This window comes from Amycolatopsis sp. NPDC005232 (assembly GCF_040607795.1).
Lineage (GTDB): Bacteria > Actinomycetota > Actinomycetes > Mycobacteriales > Pseudonocardiaceae > Amycolatopsis.
Window position 1 is genome coordinate 79,587 of the sequence record NZ_JBEXHL010000007.1, and the last position, 19,085, is coordinate 98,671.

The window sequence follows — 19,085 nt, forward strand, 5'->3', positions numbered from 1 at the left end:
CTCGCGCGTCACCGCGCCCAGCTGCAGCCGCTGAGGCGCTCAGTCGAGATGGCTGAGTCCCGGCCACAGCTGCGCCCAGGTGCCGTGGGGTTGGCGGCACAGGTAGATCGCCGCGTGGTTCGTGGTTTCTTCGTTCGCGACGCCGCCGGGGGTGGTGATGGGCGCGATCTCGCGGACGTCGGACCAGAAGCGGCGCAGGTAGTCCGGGCCCCATTCCCCCACGCACAGCACGGTGTCCGGGGTGCCCACCGGCGGGCCCCACAGGAGGTAGCCGTTGTGGGCGCTGGAAACCGGCAGCCGCAGGCCCGCGTCTGGGCCGAGGAGGGTCAGGGCGCCGGCTTCGCCGTAGTTGCTGGTGAAGACGCTCGAGCCGGGCGGCAGGGTGTCGGCGACGGCCGTGACTTGGCGGACGAAATCGGGCCAGCCGTAAGTCTCCACCAGCTGCGGGTTGACCGAGGCGAACACGCGTTCCGCACTCACCGGCAACACGGGCAGTCCGATCAGCACCGCGAACACCCCCGAGAGCGCGATCGCGATCCGCCATCGCCGTGGGGTGACCGCGTACCGGGTTTCGGCCCACACCCCGCCGGCGGCGAACAGGCCGATCAAGGCCGGCGCCGCGTAGTAGCTCTTGCCGCCGCCCGCGGTGAAGACGACCACGGCGGTCACCGCGACGACGAGCACCCACCGGTGATCACGGTTCCCGGCCAGCCACCGCACCCCGAAGATCCACAGGGCGATCAGCGGCGGGCCGGCGAGCACCAGCAGCAGCAGCGGCACGTTCGGCAGCGCCCCCAGCGGCCCGCCCTGCTCGGCCGAGAGCACGCCGGCCATGCGGAACTGCGCCCAGCTGTGCTGCGCGTTCCACACCACGTTGGGCGCGACCAGCACCGCGGCCAGCGCACCGGCCAGCCAGGGCCCGAGGGTCCGCAGCACAGTGCGCCGGAACAGGGCCAACCCCACGACGACACCGAGCAGCAGCACCCCGACGGTGTACTTGTTCTCCAGCCCGATCCCGGCCACCGCGCCGGCCAGGAGCCACGCGCGGACGGTGCCCGACCGCAGCGCTCTCGCCACCGTGACGAACACCGCGGCCCAGGCCAGCTGGTCCGTCACCGTCGTGCCGAACAACATCGAGCCGGCGACGAACACGGGACACGCCGCGATCGCCGCGGCCGTGATGGTCTGGGCACGAGCGCGGCCGCCGAACTCCGCCGCGAGCTTGGCGGCCAGCAGGACGCAGCCCAGCTGCGCGGCGATCGCGAGCAGCCGCAGGGGCAGGACACCACCCGGCAGGTCGGCGGCCAGCCGCGCCAGCAACGGCGTCAGCGGCGGTTGGTCCGGGTAGCCCCACGCGAGGTGCCGGCCGGAGACCACGTAGTAGAACTCGTCGCGGTGCCAGCCGAAGCGCGCCGCCACCGCCAGGTGCACAACTCCGGCCACGGCGACCACCGCGAGTACCGGGCGCCACGCCAGCCGCTCGGCTCGGGCGGCCGGCCTGTCGGTTTCGAGCTTTCCCGTGTCATGCATGGCTTCTCGCCTTCCGGTCAGGACGGGGACGGGGCACGAACACTGCAGGCATGGACGGCCGGTCTGTCCCTCGCGGACTTTCCCTTGTCGCGAAGGACATCTCGACGTTCACGTCAGGACGAGGGACGGGGTACGAACGCGGCCAGCACCAGATGGCGGACCGTGGCCCGGCAGGCGTCGTCGTCGAGGCGGGCGGAGTCGGGGTCGCCGAGGCGGTGCCAGGCGAACCACGCGATAGTCTCGACGATGAAGCGCGCCGCGGCCGGCACGTCGGGGACGGCGCTCAGCGCGCCGGAGCGGATCCGCCGGGTGAGGTAGTCGGCGAGGGTGTCGAGCATGCCGCGGCGCCGTTGCACGAAGTAGTACTGCGCGAGCTCGGGCAGGTCCGCCGCGCATCGTTCGACGAGGGCGAGCAGGTGGCGGTTGCGTTCGATGAAGCCGTAGAGCTCGTCGACGATCGCGCCGAGCTCGTCGGCAACGGGTCGCTGCCGGCGGCCGGCGGACGCGGCCAGCGCGGGGAGGCCGCTGTCGTCGGCCCAGCCGTCGATCAGCGCCACGATCTCCTCCGGCGTCGGCGTGGGCACCGGGGTGGCCAGCGTGTCCAGCGCGTCCGGCCGGATCAGGCGCAGCAAAGCCAGGTACAGCAACGCTTCCTTGCTCTTGGCGTAGGTGTAGACCGCGCCGTGGCTCAGCCCGAGGGCCGCGGACACGTCGGACACCCCGGCCGCCTGGTAGCCCTTGGTCATGAACACCCGGGCCGCCGCCTCGGCGATCTCCCCCACCGGCCGCGCCGGCACTCTCCCTCGCACGGGCCCAGTATTGATTGACTGACTGGGTCAGTCAATAGTCAGCGCATTACAATGCGGCGAGAACGAAGGGAGCCGTCACGTGACGACGAAGAGCCCGGTGGCGCTGGTGACCGGCGCGGCCGGGGGCATCGGCGCCGCCGTGTGCCGCGCGCTGGCCGGGCAGGGGCACCGCGTCGTGGTGCACGATTTCGGCAAACCCGAGGCGGGCGACGCGCTCGTCGCGGAGCTTCCGGACGCCGTGTACGTGGACGGCGACATCTCCGACCCCGGGGTGGCGCCGAAGTTGGTGGCCGCGGCCGTCGAGCGGTGGGGACGGCTCGACGTGGTCGTGAACAACGCCGGCATCGCGCGGCAGATCCCGCACCGGGACCTCGACGCCGTGCCGGACGAATGGTGGGACCAGGTCCTCGGCGTCAACCTGCTCGGTCCCTGGCACCTCTCGCGTGCCGCGGCGCCCGCGTTGCGAGCCACTCGCGGCGCGATCGTCAGCGTGGCATCGGTGGCCGGGCTCACCGTGAGCGGCAGCTCGATCCCGTACGCGGTCAGCAAAGCCGGGCTGATCCACCTGACCAAGCTGCTCGCGGTCGCGCTGGCGCCCGAGATCCGCGTCAACGCGATCGCCCCCGGCTACATCGACACCCCGCTCACCCACGATTGGACGGACCTGCGCGACACCGTCGGCGAGCGGGCGCCACTGAGCCGGCTGGGCGCACCCGAAGACGCGGCGGCCGCCGTGCTGAGCCTGCTGAACAGCCCGTACACGACCGGCGCCGTGCTGACCGTCGACGGTGGCCTGAACCTGATCTGACGGCTCAGGTCCGCCAGGTGATCAGCTCGTCCAGCGGCAGCTTCTGACGCTTTCCCGCACTCCCGCTGGGTGGCGCGCCCGGGTCTTCGGCCGAGTAGCCGAGCGTCAGGACGCCCGTCAGCGACACGTCTTCCGGGAAGCCGGTGAGGGCGTGGACCGCCTCGAACTGGGCCCGCTCGCCGGGGCCGAAGAAGCCCGTGGCGAGGCCCTCGTCGGTGGCGGCGAGCTGAAGCAGCGACAGCAGCGCGCCGCTGTCGAACCACCAGTACGGGACGGTCCACTCCCCTTCCGCGCCGTCGTCGTCGGTTTTGTCGGCTTCCTGGTAGCGCTCGTGGTAGGACGCCTCCCGGATCCCGACGGCGATGTGCACGGGCGCCTCGGAGATCCACGCCGGGAGGCCGAGGTCGAGGTACGGCTTCTCGGCGATCTCGGCGATGCGGGCGCGGACGTCGGGCGCCGTGATCACCGCGAGCCGGTGCCCCTGGCTGAAACCCGCACTCGGCGCGCGGCGGACCACCCGCACCACGCGACGCAGGACGTCTTCGGGCACGGGCTCGGGCCGGTAGGCCCGGACCATCCGGCGGTGGCGCAGAACCTCGGAGAATTCCATGTGATCAGCATGGCGCAAGATCCACCGCGCCCGCCTGCGTTTCGCCGAGACGGAACACCCGAGCGCATCGGAGTCGAAAACTAGTGCTGATTGGCAGTCTATGGGTGAAGTGGGAAATTTTTCGCCGTTACCGATTTCGTGCCGAATCGACGTCTTGTCGAGCGAATTTCGTTGCGGCAAAGCCAAGATCTACTCACCAATTGACCACCACCTGACATGACACACTGTTGCCTCACCACTACGCGCGTTGATGATCTGTGTCGCTTCCCACGGAGTCTGTACACATGTCGTTGCTTGTTCTTAACCTTCTCGTGCTTTCGCGGTGACCTGCGATCCACCCCCGAGGATCAGCGGCCGGAAGCCACCGCGAGACTCCGGCAGACGCGGCCCTCCCCTGGCCGCGGAGCCGGGCGCGCGGTGTGAAAACGAAGGAGCCCACCCCCGTGGGGCGACACAGCAAACCCAGCCACACCAAAACCGTCCTGAAACGCACCGGCGCGACCGCGGCTCTCGCGAGCGCCGCGCTCGGCGGCATCGGCCTCGTCAGCGCCGGCACGGCCAACGCCTTCCCCGGGCAGGCCGGACTGGTCAAGTGCGAGAGCTCCGGCAACCCGACCGCGGTCAACAACACCGCGGCCGGCCAGCGCGCCGGACGCCCGGCCGGTCTGTTCCAGATCGTGACCGGAACCTGGCTCGCCAACGGTGGCGGCCAGTTCGCCCCGACCGCGGACAAGGCCTCCCCCGCCCAGCAGCAGGTCGTCGCGGACCGGATCTACGCCAGGTCGGGTTCGGCGCCGTGGGAGTGCAGCACGGGCTCCGGCCCGGCCGGCTTCGGCTCGTTCTCGGGCCAGCTGAGCACCGGGTCCGCCGACAGCGGCGCCGCCACCGGCCGCAGCAAGGCCAAGGCGGCCAAGCCCCAGGCGAAGACCCAGCTCAAGGCCAAGGCGAAGCCGCAGGTCAAGCAGCAGGCGAAGCCGCAGGTCAAGAGCACGCCCGCGGCCGGCGCGACGCGGTCGAACCCCAACGGCGACTACACCGTCGTCGCGGGCGACACCCTGTCGGGCATCGCCGCGCGCACCGGCATCGCCGGTGGCTGGCAGCACCTGCAGCAGCTGAACTCGGCGTACGTCCCCGATGCCGACCTGATCCTGGTCGGGCAGAAGATCGCCACGAAGTGACCCCCCGTCCGCGTCCGCGCCGCTTTCCCCCGGGCGCCGCGGACGCGGACGGCGAGCTACCGCGGATCCCCCGCCGCGGGTGCGCTCGGGCACCTTCGGCGAGTTCGCGGCGGAAGGCGCGCGGGGTAAGCGGGCTCTCGTTGTGGGAACACCGGCCCGCCTACCCCGCTCGTCCCCGCCGGCACGCACCAGTCGTCGCCTTTACTCACCAAACAGACGTCAGGTAGTTTCGCCCCAGCCGACAGAAGCGGGGTGGGGCGGTGCAGCGCGCGGTGTACGACGCCGAACACGAGGCGTACCGGGACAGCGTCCGGCGGTTCGTGGCGACCGAGGTGGTTCCGCACCGTGAACGGTGGGAAACCGACGGCCGCGTCGACCGCGAGCTGTTCCGCGCCGCCGGGAAAGTCGGGCTGCTCGGCATCTCCGCACCCGAGGAGCACGGCGGAGGCGGCAGCGCGGACTTCCGCTTCAACGCCATCCTCAACGAGGAACTGGCCGCCGCGGATGTGTTGGGCGCGGGGCTCGGGTTGTCGCTGCAGGCGGACATCGCGTTGCCCTACCTCGTGGACCACTGCACGGCGGACCAGGCCGCCCGCTGGCTGCCCGGCGTGGTCACCGGCGAGGCCATCCTCGCGCTGGCGATGACCGAGCCGGGCGCGGGTTCCGACGTCGCGGCGATCACCACGCGAGCCGTGCGCGATGGCGAGCACTACGTCGTCAACGGCGCCAAGACCTTCATCACCAACGCCCTCAACGCCGACCTCGTCATCACCGCGGTGAAAACCGACCCCGCGGCGGGCCGCAAGGGCATCTCGCTGCTGGTCGTCGAGGCCGACCGCGCGGGGTTCCGCCGCGGCGCGAAGCTGGCCAAGGTCGGGCAGCACGCCGCCGACACCGCCGAGCTGTTCTTCGACGACGTCCGCGTGCCGGCGGCCAACCTCCTCGGAGACGAGGGCCGCGGCTTCTACCTGATGATGAACCACCTCAGCCAGGAGCGCCTCGCCGTCGCCGTGCAGGCCACCGCGCAGGCGCGCCGGGCCTACGAGCTGTGCGTGGAGTACGCGAAGAGCCGCGAGGCGTTCGGCAGCCCCATCGGTTCGTTCCAGCACAACCGGTTCGTGCTGGCCGAGATGAAAACCGAGACCGAGATCGCGCAGTCCTACGTCGACCGGCTGCTGCTCGCCCACAGCCGCGGCGAGCTGGACGCCGTCGAGGCGGCGCAGGCGAAGTGGTGGACCACCGAGCTGTGCCAGCGCGTCGTCGACCGCGGGGTGCAGCTGCACGGCGGCTACGGCTACATGGCCGAGTACCCCATCGCCCGGGCCTGGACCGACAGCCGGATCCAGACCATCTACGCGGGCACCACCGAAGTCATGAAAGAGATCATCGGCCGCTCGCTGGGCTTTTGACCCGAGCGGGCGCCGCGTCCGTCTTGGATGTGGCCCGGGCCACTGCTAAGCTCGGCCACCAAACGACCGGTAGATTCGAGTGAGGCAACGATGCCCGACCTGACGATGCGCGACGGCACCCGGCTGCACGTCCGGGACGAAGGAGCCGGCCCCACCCTGCTGCTCCTGCCCGGCTGGGGCGTCTCCACGTGGTGGTTCCGCAAGCAGTTCGAGACACTCACCGCCTCGTTCCGAGTCGTGTCCTACGACCCGCGCGGGCAGGGTGAGTCGGACAAGACCACCCGCGGTCAGCGGACCGCGCGGCTCGCGGCGGATCTCGCCGAGGTCGTGGCGTGGACGGGCGACGAGCCGGTGCACCTGGTGGCCTGGTCCGGCGGCGGATCCACGGCTCTGCAGTACGTCGAGCTGTTCGGGACGGACCGCCTGCGCACGCTGACGCTGGTCGGCGCGAGCCCGAAGCTGCTGAAGTCCGAAGGCTGGGACCTGGGCTTCGCGGACCTCGAAGGCCTGCTCGGATGGGTCGGGCTGGTCGGCAGCGACTTCGGCGCCGCGGCGGAAAGCCTGCTGCCGGCGTTCTTCGCCGCCCCGCTATCGCCTGAGGACCGTGAAGCCACACTGGCCGAGATGCGCCACTGCGATCAGGCGGCGATGGCGCTGGCGTCGTGGGACTTCATCATCCAGGACTACCGCGACGTACTGGAGCTCATCAAGGTCCCGACGCTGGTCATCACGGGCGCGGACGACGTCGCGGTGCCGGCGGGCAACGCGCCCTACCTGCACGAGCACATCGCCGGATCCCGGCTGGAGATCATCGAGAAGGCCGCGCACTGCCCGTTCCTGGAGCAGCCCGAGCAGTTCGACGCCGCGCTGCGGAAATTCCTCGACGCCTGACCCTCACCCGCTGCGGGCCGGGACCACCCGGCTCGCGGCGAGTCAGCTTTCCGACGCCGTGGTTTCCTTGCCCCGCTTGGGTTTGGCCGGCTTTTCGGCCGGCAGCACGCCGTCGGCCGCGAGACTGTGGACGATCAGGTCGGCGAAGTGCTCGCCGATCTGCTTCGGTGTGAACTCTCCCCCGGGCCGGAACCAGCGGTACACCCAGTTCACCGACCCGAGGATCGACAGGCTCGCCAGCTTGGGGTCGATGTCCGCGCGCACCAGGCCTTCGGCCTTGCCCTTCTGGACCAGGTCGAGGAACACCGAGCGGTACGCGTGCTCGCCGCCGAGGATCTCGGCCTGCCGTTCCTCCGGCAGCGCCGCCATCTCGTGCAGGAACACGGTGGTCCCCGTGAGGTTGCTGCACATGTGGTCGACGTGCCCGATCACCACGTTGCGCAGGCGCTGCAACGGGTCACCCGGCCGGCTCGCCAGTTCGACGATGTTGGCGAGGCCCTGGCGGTGGACCTCGCTCATGACCTCGAAGAGCAGGTCTTCCTTCGAGTGGATGTAGTAGTAGAGACTCCCCTTGAGCAGCCCGAGCCGGTCGGCGATGTGCTGCAGCGAAGCGCCTTCGTAGCCCTTTTCGTAGAAGACCTCGGTGGCGACGGCGAACAGCTCCGCCCACCGTTCCTCACGGGGTTTGCGCGAACCACCGCCGCGTCGCTCCGCCCTGCCCGCCGGCTGCCGCACCCGGACCACCCTCATTCGTGAGCTTCGCCGCCGGGCGCACTGGGCACGAGCGGACCTTTCGAAACCATCAATCTACCAAACGACCGATTAGTCAACCACCGGCCGTGGTCCCGGCGGGTGGCGATCACGCTACCGTCGGCGAGCGACCGGCACTCAGACGGCGAGCCCCGTGTCGGCGCCGGCGTTGATCGCGCGTACGAAATCCGCCGGGTTTTCGGCGTCACCGAGGATGCGGACGTCGACGCCGTCGGCCGCGAGCTCGGCGGCGACTTGCGGGCCGGTCGCGCGCCAGCCGATGGCCAGCGCGACGAGATCGGCCTCGATGATCTCGTCGGCCGCGGTGTCGACTGTGTCCTCGGCCGCCGGGCGCCAGCGGACGGAGCCCGGCTCGATCCCGACGACCACAGCCTTGGTGAGGATACGGACACCGTCGTGGCGCAGCTGTTTCACCAGCTGCCGCCGCGTGATCGCCTCGATGCCGCGGCCGATGCTCCCGCGCATCTCGACGATCGTCACCTCGGCGCCCACGGCCCGCATCAGCTCCGCGGTCTCGCACCCGGTGGCACTGCCGCCGACGACGACCAGCCGGGTCCCTGGCACCACCTCGACCTCCCCGCGCAGCAGCCGTTGCGCGTCGTACACGTCCGGCCCGTCGATGCCGGGCACGGGCGGCACCAACGGAACCGCGCCCGTCGCGACGACCACGACGTCCGGCCGTTCCTCGGCCACCGTCCCCGCGGAGACTCGGGCCGAGGTGCGGATCTCGACCCCCAGCTCGGCCAGCCGACGAGCCTGGAAATCCCGGAACCGCAACACTTCCCGCTTGCTCGGCGCCGCCCCCGCCACGGACAGTTTGCCGCCGAGCGCGTCGTCGGCCTCCCACACGGACACGCGGTGCCCACGCAGCCGGGCGATCCGCGCGGCCTCCAGCCCCGACGGCCCGGAGCCGACCACCATCACGTTTCGCGGTGCCGCGGCGGGCTCGACGGACCACGTGAGCTCGCGGCCCACCTCCGGGTTCACCGAGCACCGCGCCCGCTCGCCGCGGCCGACCAGGTCCACGCACGCGTTGCACGCGATGCACGGACGCACCTCGCCCAGCCGGCCGGCGCGCACGAGGTCCGGCCAGTCCGGTTCGGCGATCAATCCGCGGCCGAGCAGCACCAGGTCCGCGTCGCCGGAAGCCACGATCTCGGCGGCGAGCGCCGGGTCGTCCAGCCGGCCGACGGCCATCACCGGTACCGACACGGCCCGGCGCACGGCCTGGACGAGCGGACGCATGTGGCCGCGCCGCACCGCCATCGGCGCCAGCGTCTCGTGCAGGGTCAGCCAGGTGCCCGAGGACACGGAGATCGACGCGACGCCTGCGGCCTCCAGCATTTTCGCCACCGCGACGGCCGAGTCCAGGTCGAACCCGCCGGGCTCGGCGTCGGTCCCGTTGAGCCGCCAGACAAGCGGGAGGTCCACGGCCGCGACGATCGCGCGCGCCACTTCGAGCGAGAAGCGGGCACGTTTTTCGAGGCTCCCGCCGTAGCCGTCGGTGCGCAGGTTGTGCCGGGGCGACAAGAAGTTCGAGGGCAGGTACCCGTGCGCACCGTGCACCTCCAGGTAGTCGAACCCCGCCTCGGCCGCGAACCGCGCCGCCTGCGCGTAGTCGGCGACGATCCGCTCGATCTCGGGCCCTGTCAGCTCGTGCGGGGTGGGCGCGGCCGAGTTCAGCGGGACCGGCGACGGCGCCACGGACGGGCCGGCGACCACCTGGCGGCCCGGGTGCATGAGCTGCACGCCCACCACGGATCCGTACGGGCGCACCGCCTCGACGATCCGCCGCAACCCCGGCACGAACTGCGGCGCGCACAGGCGCGGCTCTGGCCCGACCGCGTCCGCGGAAACCAGGCAGCCCTCGACGGTGATCGCACCGACGCCGCCCTCGGCGCGGCGCCGGTAGTAGGCCACCGTGTCGTCGGTGATGTAGCCGCCCTGGTCCAAGCACGTGCCCATGGGCGCCATCACGAGCCGGTTGCCGAACGTCAGCCGCCCGACCCGCACCGGTGTGAACAGGACGTCCAGCGCGCTCACGGCAGGATCCGCAGCGCCGCGACCGGGCACGCCTCGACGCCCATCTCGGCGGTGTCCTCCTCCCCAGGCGGCACCTCCTGTTCCGCGGCGACGCCGGAGAAGCCGTCGTCGTTGAGGGGGAACAGCTCCGGGTCGATGATGTAGCACTGCGCGTGGCCCTGGCAGACGTCGGGCACCTGGCCGATCTTCACGAGGTCCTCCCGGCGCTGTGCGTGACGGGGAGCGTCTCCATGGCCCGCGACGCCAGGCTCGCCTTCCACTGTGGATCGCCGGCGAGCGCGAGTTCGGGCATGCGGGCCAGGATCCGGCTCACCGCGATCCGCGTCTCCATCCGCGCGAGCTGCGCGCCGATGCAGGCGTGGATGCCTTTGCCGAACGCCAGGTGCGGGTTGGGGGCGCGGCCGAGGTCCAGCGCGTCGGGGTCGGTGAACTTCGCCGGGTCGCGGTTGGCGGCGGCCAGCACGAGGTGCACGCGTTCGCCGGGCGAGATCGTCCGTCCCCCGACCTCGGTCTCCGCGACGACCCAGCGAATCAGGACCTTGATCGGCCCGTCGAACCGCAGCAGCTCCTCGACCGCGGGGCCGATCAGCGCCGGATCCTGGCGCAGCCGGTCGAGCTGGTCCGGCCGTCGCAGCAGGGCCAGCAAGGAGTTGGCGATGGAGTTGGTCGTGGTTTCGTGGCCGGCAAACAGCAGCAGGGCGCACATGGCCACGAGCTCGTCGTCGGAGAGGTGGTCGGCGTCGCCGTCGTGCGCCATGAGCGCGGACAGCATGTCCTCGCCCGGGTCGGTGCGGCGCTTCGCGATGAGCTCGCGGATGTAGGAGTCCATCTCCCGCAGGCCGCGCAACGCCCGTTCGTGCCGTTCGGCCCGTGCGGTGCCGCCGGCGCCGAACGCGACCAGCGCGAGCTCGTCGGACCACTCGCGGAAGCGGTCGCGGTCCTCGGGCGCCGCGCCGAGCATCGTGGCGATCACGGTGGTGGGCAAGGGATACGCGATGTGCTCGATCAGGTCCTGCGGGCCCGAGCCGCGGAGGAAGCCGTCGATGTGCTCGTCGACGATCCGGGTGATCATGCCGTCCATCCGCGCGATCCCCTGGCCCTTGAACGCTCCCGCGGCGAGCTTGCGCAGCCGGGTGTGCGCCGGCGGGTCGGACACGACCATCCAGCTCGCCATCAGCCCGAGCACCGCGGTCGTCGCCTCCGGCTGGTCGGGCCGCTCGGCGCGCGCGGCGAGCAGCGGCCGGACGCGGTCGCTGGAGAACGCCTTGTTCTGGAACGCCGCCGAGACGTCTTCGTAGCGCGTGAGCAGCCACGCGCGGTGCTTCTCGCTCCAGTGCACCGGGTCCGCGGCGCGCAGCTCGCGGAGGACGGGGTAGGGGTCGGCGCTCGCCGACGGCTCGAGCAGGTCGTCGGGGACGGCGGGGTTTTCGGTGGCAGACATGGGTGTCCTCTCAGGAGCCGGCGGCGGCCGGCTGCGCGAGACCGCGGGCCAGCCCGAGCCGGTCGCGGACGATCCAGCCGCCGATCCGGCCGCCCTCGACAGAGACCAGACCGACGAGGTGCAGGGTCGCGGGCGTGCCGAGGGCCGCCTCACCGCCGTCGGGGCCGAGCCCGCCGGCGTAGGCGCCCGTGGCGGTGATCCGGAAAGCGACGTGCTCGCCCGCCGAGAACAGCTCGTCGATCCTCGATGTGACGTCGGTGAGCAAGGCGGGCCCGGCGGCGCCGTCGTCGAAGCGGACCGCGGCCGGGGAGTCCTGCGGCTGCACGGCCCCGCCGGACGCGATCCAGTGCCGGACGAGGGATTCCGCGGTGGGGTTCGCCGGTTCGGCTTCGGTGTCCCACGGCGCCGGTGCGGGCGGGTCGACCGGGGACGGGTTCCCGGAGCTCAGCTGACGGCGGCGGGACAGGTAGTCCTGCTCCACGAAGTTCGTCTCCAGCCGGCGGCCGTTCCAACGGTAGAGCCCGATGCCCGTCCACACGGCGACCTGCCCGTCGCGGGCGCGCCGGCCGTGTTCGGAGAACCGCAGAGCCAGTTTCCGGCCGTCGGTGACGATCGAGTGGACCGTCAGGCACAGCCCGGGATACTGCTCGAACTGCCGCTGCGCCGCCGGGATGTACGCGTCGTCGCGCCCGGCGACCTCGTGCGGGCCCATGCGCAGGACGTAGCCGGGCTCCATGATCTCCGCGCACACGGAGACATCGTGGCGGTTGGTGTAGTCGTTGACGTAGCGGCGCATCAGCGCCACGAACGGGTCGGGGCGGGCGGTCATCAGCGGCCCTCGAACTTCGGCGGCCGTTTGCCGAGGAAGGCGGCGATGCCCTCCGCGGCGTCCGCGGTGGCGTGCAGGGTGGTGAGCGCGGCGGTCGAGTGGTCGAACTCGCCGCGGTCGACGCCGCGGTTGACCAGGTTCTTGCCGCTGGCCACGGCGAGTGGGGCCATCGACGCGAACCGCCCGGCGAGCTCGCGTGCGGCGGCCATCAGCTCGGCGGCGGGAACCACCTTCTGCGCCAAGCCGATCCGCAGCGCCGTGGGCGCGTCGACCCGCTCGCCGCCGAACATCATGAGCTTAGTCCAGTGCCGCCCGATCACCGACGGCGCGCGCAGCACCCCGAACCCCGGGACCAACCCGACACCGCACTCCGGCATCCCGAACGTCGCCGTCTCGGCGGCCACCACCACGTCGCACGCCAGGGCCAGCTCGCACCCGCCGCCGAGGGCGAACCCGTTCACGGCCGCGACGATCGGCAGTGGCGACTCCTCCACCGCGGCGAAGGTTCGCATGCAGTCCTGCTGGAACTCCCGTTTGGCGACGACGTCGGTGAGGTCGGCGAAACTCGCGATGTCGCCGCCGGCCGAGAACGCCTTGTCACCCGCGCCGGTGATGATCACGGCTCGCGTGCGGCCGTCGGAGGCCAAGTGGGCCAACGCTTCCCGCAGCTCCGGCCAGAATTCGCGGCCCATCGCGTTGAGCTTGCCCGGGGTGTCCATCGTGAGCACCGCGACCGCGCCCGAGCCGTCGCCGGTGTCGTCGACCTCGACGCGCAAGGTGCGGGCCGCGGCGGGATTCCAGGTGCTCACGCAAGTCCTCCCGAGGCGATCTCGACGCTCGTCGCGATGACCTCCCGCGTGCGGGCGGGCTCGATGACGTCGTCCAGCGACAGGTGCGCGGCGGCCTCCCACGGCTCGGCCTCGCTGATCCACTCCTCGGTCAGCTCGGCGACGAGCACCGCGTGCGCCTCGGGGCCTTCCTCGGCCAGCACGCGTTCCAGCCGGCGCCGGTGGATCGTGCGGATGCCGGTCTCGGGCGCCATGAACCCCAGCTCTGCACTCGGCCACGCGTAGAGGAAATCCGGTTTGGTCGGGCGCCCACCCATCGCGAAGTGCCCACCACCGTAGGCCTTGCGCAGCACCACCCCGACCTTCGGCACGGTTGCCTCGGCGATCGCGGACACGAGCCCTTCGTAGCCGTGCAGGATGCCGCCGCGCTCGGCCTGGGTGCCGATCATGAGACCGGGCACGTCGTGCAGGAACACCAGTGGCAGCCCGAACGTGTCGCACAGCTTCACGAACGTCCGCTCCTTCGCCAGCGTCGGCGGCTCGAGCGCCCCGGCGCGCACGATCGGCTGGTTGCCGATGAGCCCGACCGGCCGCCCTTCGATCCGGGCGAGGGCGCACAGCAGGCTCGGCCCCCAGCCGTCGGCCCAGGGCAGCACGCTCGCCTCGTCGGCGATGCACGCGAACACGTCACGCATGTCGTAACCCGAGCGCGGGCCGAGGGGCACGATCGACTCGAGTTCACGCGGGTCCCGGGCCGGCGGGCGCGGCGGCGCGAGCGGCGGCTTCAGTGTCGAGTTCTGGGGCAGGTAGGACAGGAACGCGGCGATGGCGTCCATCGCGTCGGCCTCGGTCTCCACGACGAGGTGCGCGTTGCCCGCTTCGGTCGCCGCGGCCGGGCCGCCGAGCTCGGTGTCGGTGACCTTCTCGCCGATCGCCGGCTCCACGACCGACGGACCTGAGAGCGCGATCGACCCGCTGCGCACCATCACCACGAAGTGGGCGGTCGAGGCGTGCAGGGCGGAGTCGCCGTAGCTCGGACCGAGCACGGCCGCGGCTCTCGGCACCACCGGCTGACCGGGCGGCGGCTTGAGGAACGTGGTGAAGTCCAAGGGAAGACCGGAAAAGCGCCAGCCTGAGACGTCCGGCATCCGGCCGCCGTCGGCGTCGCACAGCAGGACGAGGGGGAAACCGTGGCGTTGCGCGTGCTCGATGAGCCGGCCCTGCTTGCGCATGCTGATGGGGGCGGTCGTGCCGGCCACCACCGAGGAGTCGATGCCGATCACGCCGATGCGCCGGCCGTCGAGCAGGCCGAACCCGGTCACCACGGCGTCGCCGGGGATCGGCTTTTCACGGCGCAGCTCCGGCAGCGCGAGCGCGCCGATCTCGAACCACGAGCCGGAGTCGACGAGCAGCTCGATCCGCTCCCGCACGGGCAGCCGGCCGGATTCCCGGTGCCGGCGCAGGCCGTCCGGCCCGCCGCTGGCGTGGGCGGCCGCCTGCTTCTCGCGGAGGACGGCGAGCCGGTCGGCCATCGTGACCTCGGCCGGTTCGGCGGTGTCGTCACCCGAGTCGTCGCGCACGGTGCTCCTCGTCGTCACGGGACCTCCCCTCGCCGGGATCGGGTGGTCCGTCCCCGGAGCCGACCCTAGACTATCAGACGACTGGTTGGTAGACAGTTCTCCACGGGGTGCTCGTCGTCCGCGACGGAACCCCCAAGACGGGTGTGCAGCGACACCACGGACGTGAGGGAAACCGACATGCCAGAGGCGACCGTCCTGGTGGCGAACCGCGGCGAGATCGCCGTTCGCATCATCCGCGCGTGCCACGAACTCGGCCTGCGAGCCGCCGCCGTCAACAGCGACGCGGACGTCGGCGCGCTGCACGTCCGGCTGGCCGACGAAGCCCACCGGATCGGGCCGCCTCCCGCACGAGCGTCCTACCTCGACGTCGACGCGGTGCTGGGTGCGGCGAAGGCGGCCGGTGCGAGCCTCGTGCACCCGGGTTACGGCCTGCTGAGCGAGGACGCCGGTTTCGCCGATGCGGTCACCGCGGCAGGGCTGACGTTCGTCGGGCCGTCCGCCGAGGTCATCGCGCGGATGGGCGACAAGGTCGCGGCGCGCGCGGTGGCCCGGAAGTGCGGCGTGCCGGTGCCGCCCGGCACCGCGGACCTCACGGCCGAGCAGGCGGCGGCCGAGGCGGACCGGATCGGCTTTCCCTTGGTGGTCAAGGCTTCGTTCGGCGGGGGCGGGCGGGGCATGCGCGTCGTGACGTCAGCCGGCGGGCTCGCCGAGGCGATGGCCGCGGCCGGGCGGGAAGCGGGCGCCGCGTTCGGACGGCCGGAGGTGCACCTCGAGCGCTACCTGCAGCCCGTGCGGCACGTCGAGGTGCAGGTGTTCGGCGATGCGCACGGCACGGTCGTCCACCTCGCCGACCGGGACTGCTCGGTGCAGCGCCGGCACCAGAAGCTCATCGAGGAGGCGCCGGCGTTCGGCCTGCCGAATCGGGTGCGCGCCGCGCTGCGGGAGGCGGCCGTGACCCTGGCGCGCGAGGTCGGTTACGTCGGCGCGGGCACGGTCGAGTTCCTCGTGCTGCCGGAGACCGGCGAGTTCTTCTTCCTGGAGATGAACACGCGGCTGCAGGTCGAGCACGGCGTGACCGAGCTGGTCACCGGCCTCGACCTCGTCGCGGCGCAGCTGCGGGTCGCGCTCGGTGAGCCGCTGCCGTTCACGCAGGACGACGTGGTGGTGCGCGGACACGCGATCCAGGCCCGCATCGCGGCCGAGGATCCGTCGGCGGGTTTCCGGCCGGCGCCGGGCACCGTGACCGGCCTGACGCTGCCGCTGGGGCCGGGGATCCGCAACGACTTCGGTGTCGAGACCGGCGACGCGGTGCCCGCGATGTACGACTCGCTCTTCGGCAAGGTCCTCGCCCACGGCGCCGACCGCGACACCGCGCGACGCCGGCTCGTGGGCGCGCTGGGCGAACTGCGGGTCGCGGGTCCGCCGACGACCGCGCCGTACCTGCGCACGATCCTCGAATCGGCGTCGTTCACGGAAGGCAGGCACGACACGGGATCCGTCGAACGGGAGTGGGTGCCGGAACCGTCCACGGCACCCGCCGCTCCCCCCGCCCCGCACACCTCGGGCACGAACGCCGTGCCCGCCCGGCTGGTCCGGATCGCCACGGACCGCGGACCGGTCGAGATCGCGGTTTACGGACGCGCTCAGCGGCCCGGGGTGGTTGCCGCGCCGTCGGAACGCCCGTCGCGCGACAGCGGATCAGGCAGCACCGCGGGCGCGGCAGCCGGCGGACCGCCGACGGCGCCGATGGACGCCACCGTGGTCGCGGTCCGGGTCGAACCCGGGCAGGAGGTCGCCTCGGGTGACGTCGTCGCGGTGCTGGAGGCGATGAAGATGGAGATGCAGGTGCGCACGGAGGTCGGTGGTGTCGTCGGGACCGTCCTCGTCTCCCCCGGCACCTCCGTCACCGCCGGGGCTCCACTGATCACACTCGGCTGAGCCCGGCGGTCACGACTGTCACGCCTTCGAGACGGCGACGATCGGGACGTCCGGCCCGCCACCATCGACGAGGATGCGTTGCGCCGTCAGGTAATCGGCGTCCGCGGAGGCGAGGAACGCCACGACACCGGCCACGTCCTCGGGCCGCGCCACGCGGCCGAAGGGGTAGCGCGCGTCGAGGTCGGCGATCGACGGCGCGCCGGACGCCGCGACGAGCCGCTCGCCCATGTCGGTCGCCACCAGGCCGGGCGCGACGATGTTGACCCGCACGCCGTGCGGCCGTTCCTCGTGCGCCAGGGTCCGCGCGGCGGTCTCCATCGCCGCCTTCGCCATCGTGTACGCGGCGCCACCCGCCGGCGTGGTCTCCACGATCGCGCTAGACACCACGATCACGTCGCCCCTGGCCGCGGCGCGCATCCCCGGCAGCAGGGCGCGGATCAACGCGAGCGGCCCCAGCGTGTGGACGCGCAGCAGCCGCAGGTATTCCTGCTCGTCGGTGTCCGCGATCGGCGTGCCGCGGCTCGCCGTTCCGGCGTTGCTCACGAGCAGGTCAACCGGGCCCAGGTCGACGCGGATCCGCTGCACCATGGCGGCGACGGCAGCCTCGTCGTCCACGGACGCGCGGTAGGCGACCGCGGTCCCGCCCTCGGCGGCGATTCCCGCCACGACCTCCTCGGCCGCACCGGCGTCACGCCGGTAGTTGACCGCGACGGCGGCACCGTCGGCCGCCAGCCGCGTCGCGATCGCGCGGCCCACGCCGCGCGAGCCGCCGGTCACCAGCGCGATGCGGCCCGCCAGCGGCGCGGCGTTGGGGGACATCGGAAACTCCTCGTCGTCGGTGGCGTGTGTCAGAGGCGGGTCGCGGCGTCGAGCCGCACCACCTCGCCGTTGAGCAGCTCGTTTTCCATGAAGCTCGCCACGAGCCGGGCGAAGTCTTCGGGGCGGCCCAGGCGTTTCGGGAAAACGTGCAGGTCCATCAGCGCGGCGCGGCGCTTCTCGTCGGCCCCGGCCAGCATGCCCGTGTCCATGATCCCCGGGCACACCGTCATCACGCGGATCCCCCAGATCGCGAGATCCCGCGCGAGCGGCAGCGTCAGCGCGACCAGCCCGCCCTTCGACGCCGAGTACGCCGCCTGCCCGGCCTGCCCTTCCAGCGCGGCGGCCGACGAGACGTTGACGATCAGCCCGCGCTCGCCATCCGGTCCCGGCTCGTTGCGGGCCATCACGGCGACGGCGTGGCGCAGCACGTCGAACGCACCCACGAGGTTGATCTCCAGCGTGCGCCGGAAGAGATCGAGCGGGTGCAGCTCGCCCTTGCGCGACAGCACCCGCGCGGCCGGGCTGATCCCGGCCGCGTTGACGCACACGTCGAGCCGCCCGAACCGCTCCGCGACCGCGCCGACGGCCTTCTCGACCGCCGCCTCGTCCGACACGTCGGTGGGCACGAACAGCGCGGCTTCGCCCAGCTCGGCCGCGAGCTCGGCGCCGGCCGAGCTCGCCAGGTCGAGGATGCCCACCCGGCCGCCGCCCGCGACCAGCCGCCGCGCGGTGCCGGCGCCGAGCCCCGACGCACCGCCGGTGACCAGGCCGACGGAACCCTCGATCCTCATTTGATCGTGGCCCCCGCGTCGACGGGCAGCGCGACCCCGGTCACGTACCGCGCCTCGTCGCTGGAGAGGAACAGCACGGCGTTGGCGATGTCGATCGGATCGACCCACGGCACCTGGAGCGCGTTGAGCGACAGGAAGCCTGGCATCGCCGCCTCCCGCGTCGGCGCCGGGTCGTCCGGGGCGAACATTCCCCACGTGCCGGGGTTCTGGATCATGTGGGTGTCCACATTGGTCGGGTGCACGGTGTTGACGCGGATGCGGTGCCCGGCGAGCTCGTTGGCCATCGTGCGCATCAGCCCGACCATCCCGTGCTTGGCGGCCACGTAGTGCCCGACCTGCATGATGCCCTTCAGCCCGCCGATCGAGCTGGTGAACACCATCGACCCGCCGCCGCGGCGCATCAGGTGCGGCACCGCGGCCTTCGCGGTGTGCCAGACCCCGGTGAGGTTGACGTCGAGCATGTCCTGCCACATGTCCTCGGTGAGCTCCCAGGACATGCCGTAGGTGGCGATGCCGGCGTTCGCCACGACGATGTCCAGCCCGCCGAACCGCTCGACTCCCTCGTCGAGGGCGGCCTGCAGGCCTTTGGCGTCCCGGACGTCGGCCTTGCTCGCCACGATCTGCCCACCGGCCTTCTCGACCAGCGCAGTGGTCTCGGCCAGGTCCTCCTCGGTGGCCGGCGGGTACTTGTCCACCGTCTCGACCGCCGCGCACGCGTCGATCGCGATGATGTCGGCGCCCTCCTCCGCGAGCCGCACCGCGTGTGCGCGGCCTTGCCCGCGTGCCGCGCCCGTGATGAACGCGACCTTTCCCGCGACCCGTCCCGTCATGTCCGCCTCCTCTTCTGGAA

At 72.1% G+C, this 19,085-nt stretch carries 18 protein-coding genes; 5 read left to right on the forward strand and 13 right to left on the reverse strand.

The window, feature by feature from the left end; all coding sequences use genetic code 11:
- Nucleotides 1-39 precede the first annotated feature (39 nt).
- A complete protein-coding gene (locus ABZU76_RS15495) occupies nucleotides 40-1,530 on the reverse strand; it encodes a glycosyltransferase family 39 protein (protein WP_354869474.1) in 1,491 nt (496 codons plus the stop codon).
- 113 nt (nucleotides 1,531-1,643) lie between these two features.
- Nucleotides 1,644-2,339: a helix-turn-helix domain-containing protein gene (locus ABZU76_RS15500; protein ID WP_354869477.1), complete on the reverse strand. Its 696-nt coding sequence runs from the start codon at nucleotides 2,337-2,339 to the stop codon at nucleotides 1,644-1,646.
- A 79-nt stretch (nucleotides 2,340-2,418) separates the two neighbouring features.
- On the opposite strand from ABZU76_RS15500, the gene ABZU76_RS15505 reads away from it, so the two are divergent.
- Nucleotides 2,419-3,147: an SDR family oxidoreductase gene (locus ABZU76_RS15505; protein ID WP_354869479.1), complete on the forward strand. Its 729-nt coding sequence runs from the start codon at nucleotides 2,419-2,421 to the stop codon at nucleotides 3,145-3,147.
- Nucleotides 3,148-3,151: 4 nt separating this feature from the next.
- On the opposite strand, the gene ABZU76_RS15510 is transcribed toward ABZU76_RS15505, so the two are convergent.
- Complete coding sequence (locus tag ABZU76_RS15510; protein ID WP_354869482.1) at nucleotides 3,152-3,757, reverse strand: nitroreductase family protein; 606 nt, start codon at nucleotides 3,755-3,757, stop codon at nucleotides 3,152-3,154.
- A 443-nt stretch (nucleotides 3,758-4,200) separates the two neighbouring features.
- On the opposite strand from ABZU76_RS15510, the gene ABZU76_RS15515 reads away from it, so the two are divergent.
- From ABZU76_RS15515 to ABZU76_RS15525, 3 genes are all read left to right on the forward strand, one after another.
- Nucleotides 4,201-4,935, forward strand: a complete 735-nt coding sequence (locus ABZU76_RS15515) for a transglycosylase family protein (protein WP_220242091.1) — start codon at nucleotides 4,201-4,203, stop codon at nucleotides 4,933-4,935.
- A gap of 260 nt (nucleotides 4,936-5,195) precedes the next feature.
- Nucleotides 5,196-6,344 carry an acyl-CoA dehydrogenase family protein gene (locus ABZU76_RS15520; protein WP_354869485.1) on the forward strand — a complete coding sequence of 383 codons (1,149 nt, stop codon included), beginning with the start codon at nucleotides 5,196-5,198 and terminating at the stop codon, nucleotides 6,342-6,344.
- Nucleotides 6,345-6,434: 90 nt separating this feature from the next.
- Nucleotides 6,435-7,235 carry an alpha/beta hydrolase gene (locus ABZU76_RS15525; RefSeq protein WP_354869488.1) on the forward strand — a complete coding sequence of 267 codons (801 nt, stop codon included), beginning with the start codon at nucleotides 6,435-6,437 and terminating at the stop codon, nucleotides 7,233-7,235.
- A 42-nt stretch (nucleotides 7,236-7,277) separates the two neighbouring features.
- Here the strand turns inward: ABZU76_RS15525 and ABZU76_RS15530 are convergent, their stop codons facing one another.
- The 7 genes from ABZU76_RS15530 to ABZU76_RS15560 all read right to left on the reverse strand — a co-directional run bounded on the left by ABZU76_RS15530 (nucleotide 7,278) and on the right by ABZU76_RS15560 (nucleotide 14,705).
- Nucleotides 7,278-7,970, reverse strand: a complete 693-nt coding sequence (locus ABZU76_RS15530; protein ID WP_354869491.1) for a TetR/AcrR family transcriptional regulator — start codon at nucleotides 7,968-7,970, stop codon at nucleotides 7,278-7,280.
- 153 nt (nucleotides 7,971-8,123) lie between these two features.
- Nucleotides 8,124-10,049, reverse strand: a complete 1,926-nt coding sequence (locus ABZU76_RS15535; RefSeq protein WP_354869494.1) for an FAD-dependent oxidoreductase — start codon at nucleotides 10,047-10,049, stop codon at nucleotides 8,124-8,126.
- Nucleotides 10,046-10,240: a ferredoxin gene (locus ABZU76_RS15540; RefSeq protein ID WP_220242096.1), complete on the reverse strand. Its 195-nt coding sequence runs from the start codon at nucleotides 10,238-10,240 to the stop codon at nucleotides 10,046-10,048. The genes ABZU76_RS15535 and ABZU76_RS15540 overlap by 4 nt, the downstream gene beginning before the upstream one ends.
- The gene (locus ABZU76_RS15545) at nucleotides 10,237-11,490 is read right to left on the reverse strand and encodes a cytochrome P450 (protein ID WP_354869497.1); all 1,254 of its coding nucleotides are present in this window, start codon (nucleotides 11,488-11,490) and stop codon (nucleotides 10,237-10,239) included. The genes ABZU76_RS15540 and ABZU76_RS15545 overlap by 4 nt, the downstream gene beginning before the upstream one ends.
- Before the next feature lie 10 nt (nucleotides 11,491-11,500).
- Nucleotides 11,501-12,319: a nuclear transport factor 2 family protein gene (locus ABZU76_RS15550; RefSeq protein ID WP_354869499.1), complete on the reverse strand. Its 819-nt coding sequence runs from the start codon at nucleotides 12,317-12,319 to the stop codon at nucleotides 11,501-11,503.
- Nucleotides 12,319-13,128: an enoyl-CoA hydratase/isomerase family protein gene (locus ABZU76_RS15555; protein WP_354869501.1), complete on the reverse strand. Its 810-nt coding sequence runs from the start codon at nucleotides 13,126-13,128 to the stop codon at nucleotides 12,319-12,321. The genes ABZU76_RS15550 and ABZU76_RS15555 overlap by 1 nt, the downstream gene beginning before the upstream one ends.
- The gene (locus tag ABZU76_RS15560) at nucleotides 13,125-14,705 is read right to left on the reverse strand and encodes a carboxyl transferase domain-containing protein (RefSeq protein ID WP_354869503.1); all 1,581 of its coding nucleotides are present in this window, start codon (nucleotides 14,703-14,705) and stop codon (nucleotides 13,125-13,127) included. The genes ABZU76_RS15555 and ABZU76_RS15560 overlap by 4 nt, the downstream gene beginning before the upstream one ends.
- A gap of 159 nt (nucleotides 14,706-14,864) precedes the next feature.
- On the opposite strand from ABZU76_RS15560, the gene ABZU76_RS15565 reads away from it, so the two are divergent.
- On the forward strand, nucleotides 14,865-16,625 hold the full coding sequence (locus ABZU76_RS15565; RefSeq protein ID WP_354869505.1) for a biotin carboxylase N-terminal domain-containing protein: 1,761 nt from the start codon (nucleotides 14,865-14,867) through the stop codon (nucleotides 16,623-16,625).
- 18 nt (nucleotides 16,626-16,643) lie between these two features.
- Here ABZU76_RS15565 and ABZU76_RS15570 read toward each other — a convergent pair whose 3' ends face one another.
- The 3 genes from ABZU76_RS15570 to ABZU76_RS15580 are packed head-to-tail and all read right to left on the reverse strand — an operon-like array spanning nucleotide 16,644 to nucleotide 19,065.
- The gene (locus ABZU76_RS15570) at nucleotides 16,644-17,444 is read right to left on the reverse strand and encodes an SDR family oxidoreductase (RefSeq protein ID WP_354869507.1); all 801 of its coding nucleotides are present in this window, start codon (nucleotides 17,442-17,444) and stop codon (nucleotides 16,644-16,646) included.
- A gap of 29 nt (nucleotides 17,445-17,473) precedes the next feature.
- A complete protein-coding gene (locus tag ABZU76_RS15575) occupies nucleotides 17,474-18,235 on the reverse strand; it encodes an SDR family NAD(P)-dependent oxidoreductase (protein ID WP_354869509.1) in 762 nt (253 codons plus the stop codon).
- The gene (locus ABZU76_RS15580) at nucleotides 18,232-19,065 is read right to left on the reverse strand and encodes a mycofactocin-coupled SDR family oxidoreductase (protein ID WP_220242104.1); all 834 of its coding nucleotides are present in this window, start codon (nucleotides 19,063-19,065) and stop codon (nucleotides 18,232-18,234) included. Before ABZU76_RS15580 ends, ABZU76_RS15575 begins: the two co-directional genes overlap by 4 nt.
- Nucleotides 19,066-19,085: the final 20 nt, after the last annotated feature.

Bases quoted from the DNA above. Each gene is read 5' to 3' on its own strand.
- ABZU76_RS15495 (WP_354869474.1), bottom strand. From the start codon at position 1,530: ATGCATGACACGGGAAAGCTCGAAACCGACAGGCCGGCCGCCCGAGCC.
- ABZU76_RS15510 (WP_354869482.1), bottom strand. From the start codon at position 3,757: ATGGAATTCTCCGAGGTTCTGCGCCACCGCCGGATGGTCCGGGCCTAC.
- ABZU76_RS15525 (WP_354869488.1), top strand. From the start codon at position 6,435: ATGCCCGACCTGACGATGCGCGACGGCACCCGGCTGCACGTCCGGGAC.
- ABZU76_RS15545 (WP_354869497.1), bottom strand. From the start codon at position 11,490: ATGTCTGCCACCGAAAACCCCGCCGTCCCCGACGACCTGCTCGAGCCG.
- ABZU76_RS15550 (WP_354869499.1), bottom strand. From the start codon at position 12,319: ATGACCGCCCGCCCCGACCCGTTCGTGGCGCTGATGCGCCGCTACGTC.
- ABZU76_RS15565 (WP_354869505.1), top strand. From the start codon at position 14,865: ATGCCAGAGGCGACCGTCCTGGTGGCGAACCGCGGCGAGATCGCCGTT.
- ABZU76_RS15570 (WP_354869507.1), bottom strand. From the start codon at position 17,444: ATGTCCCCCAACGCCGCGCCGCTGGCGGGCCGCATCGCGCTGGTGACC.
- ABZU76_RS15575 (WP_354869509.1), bottom strand. From the start codon at position 18,235: ATGAGGATCGAGGGTTCCGTCGGCCTGGTCACCGGCGGTGCGTCGGGG.
- ABZU76_RS15580 (WP_220242104.1), bottom strand. From the start codon at position 19,065: ATGACGGGACGGGTCGCGGGAAAGGTCGCGTTCATCACGGGCGCGGCA.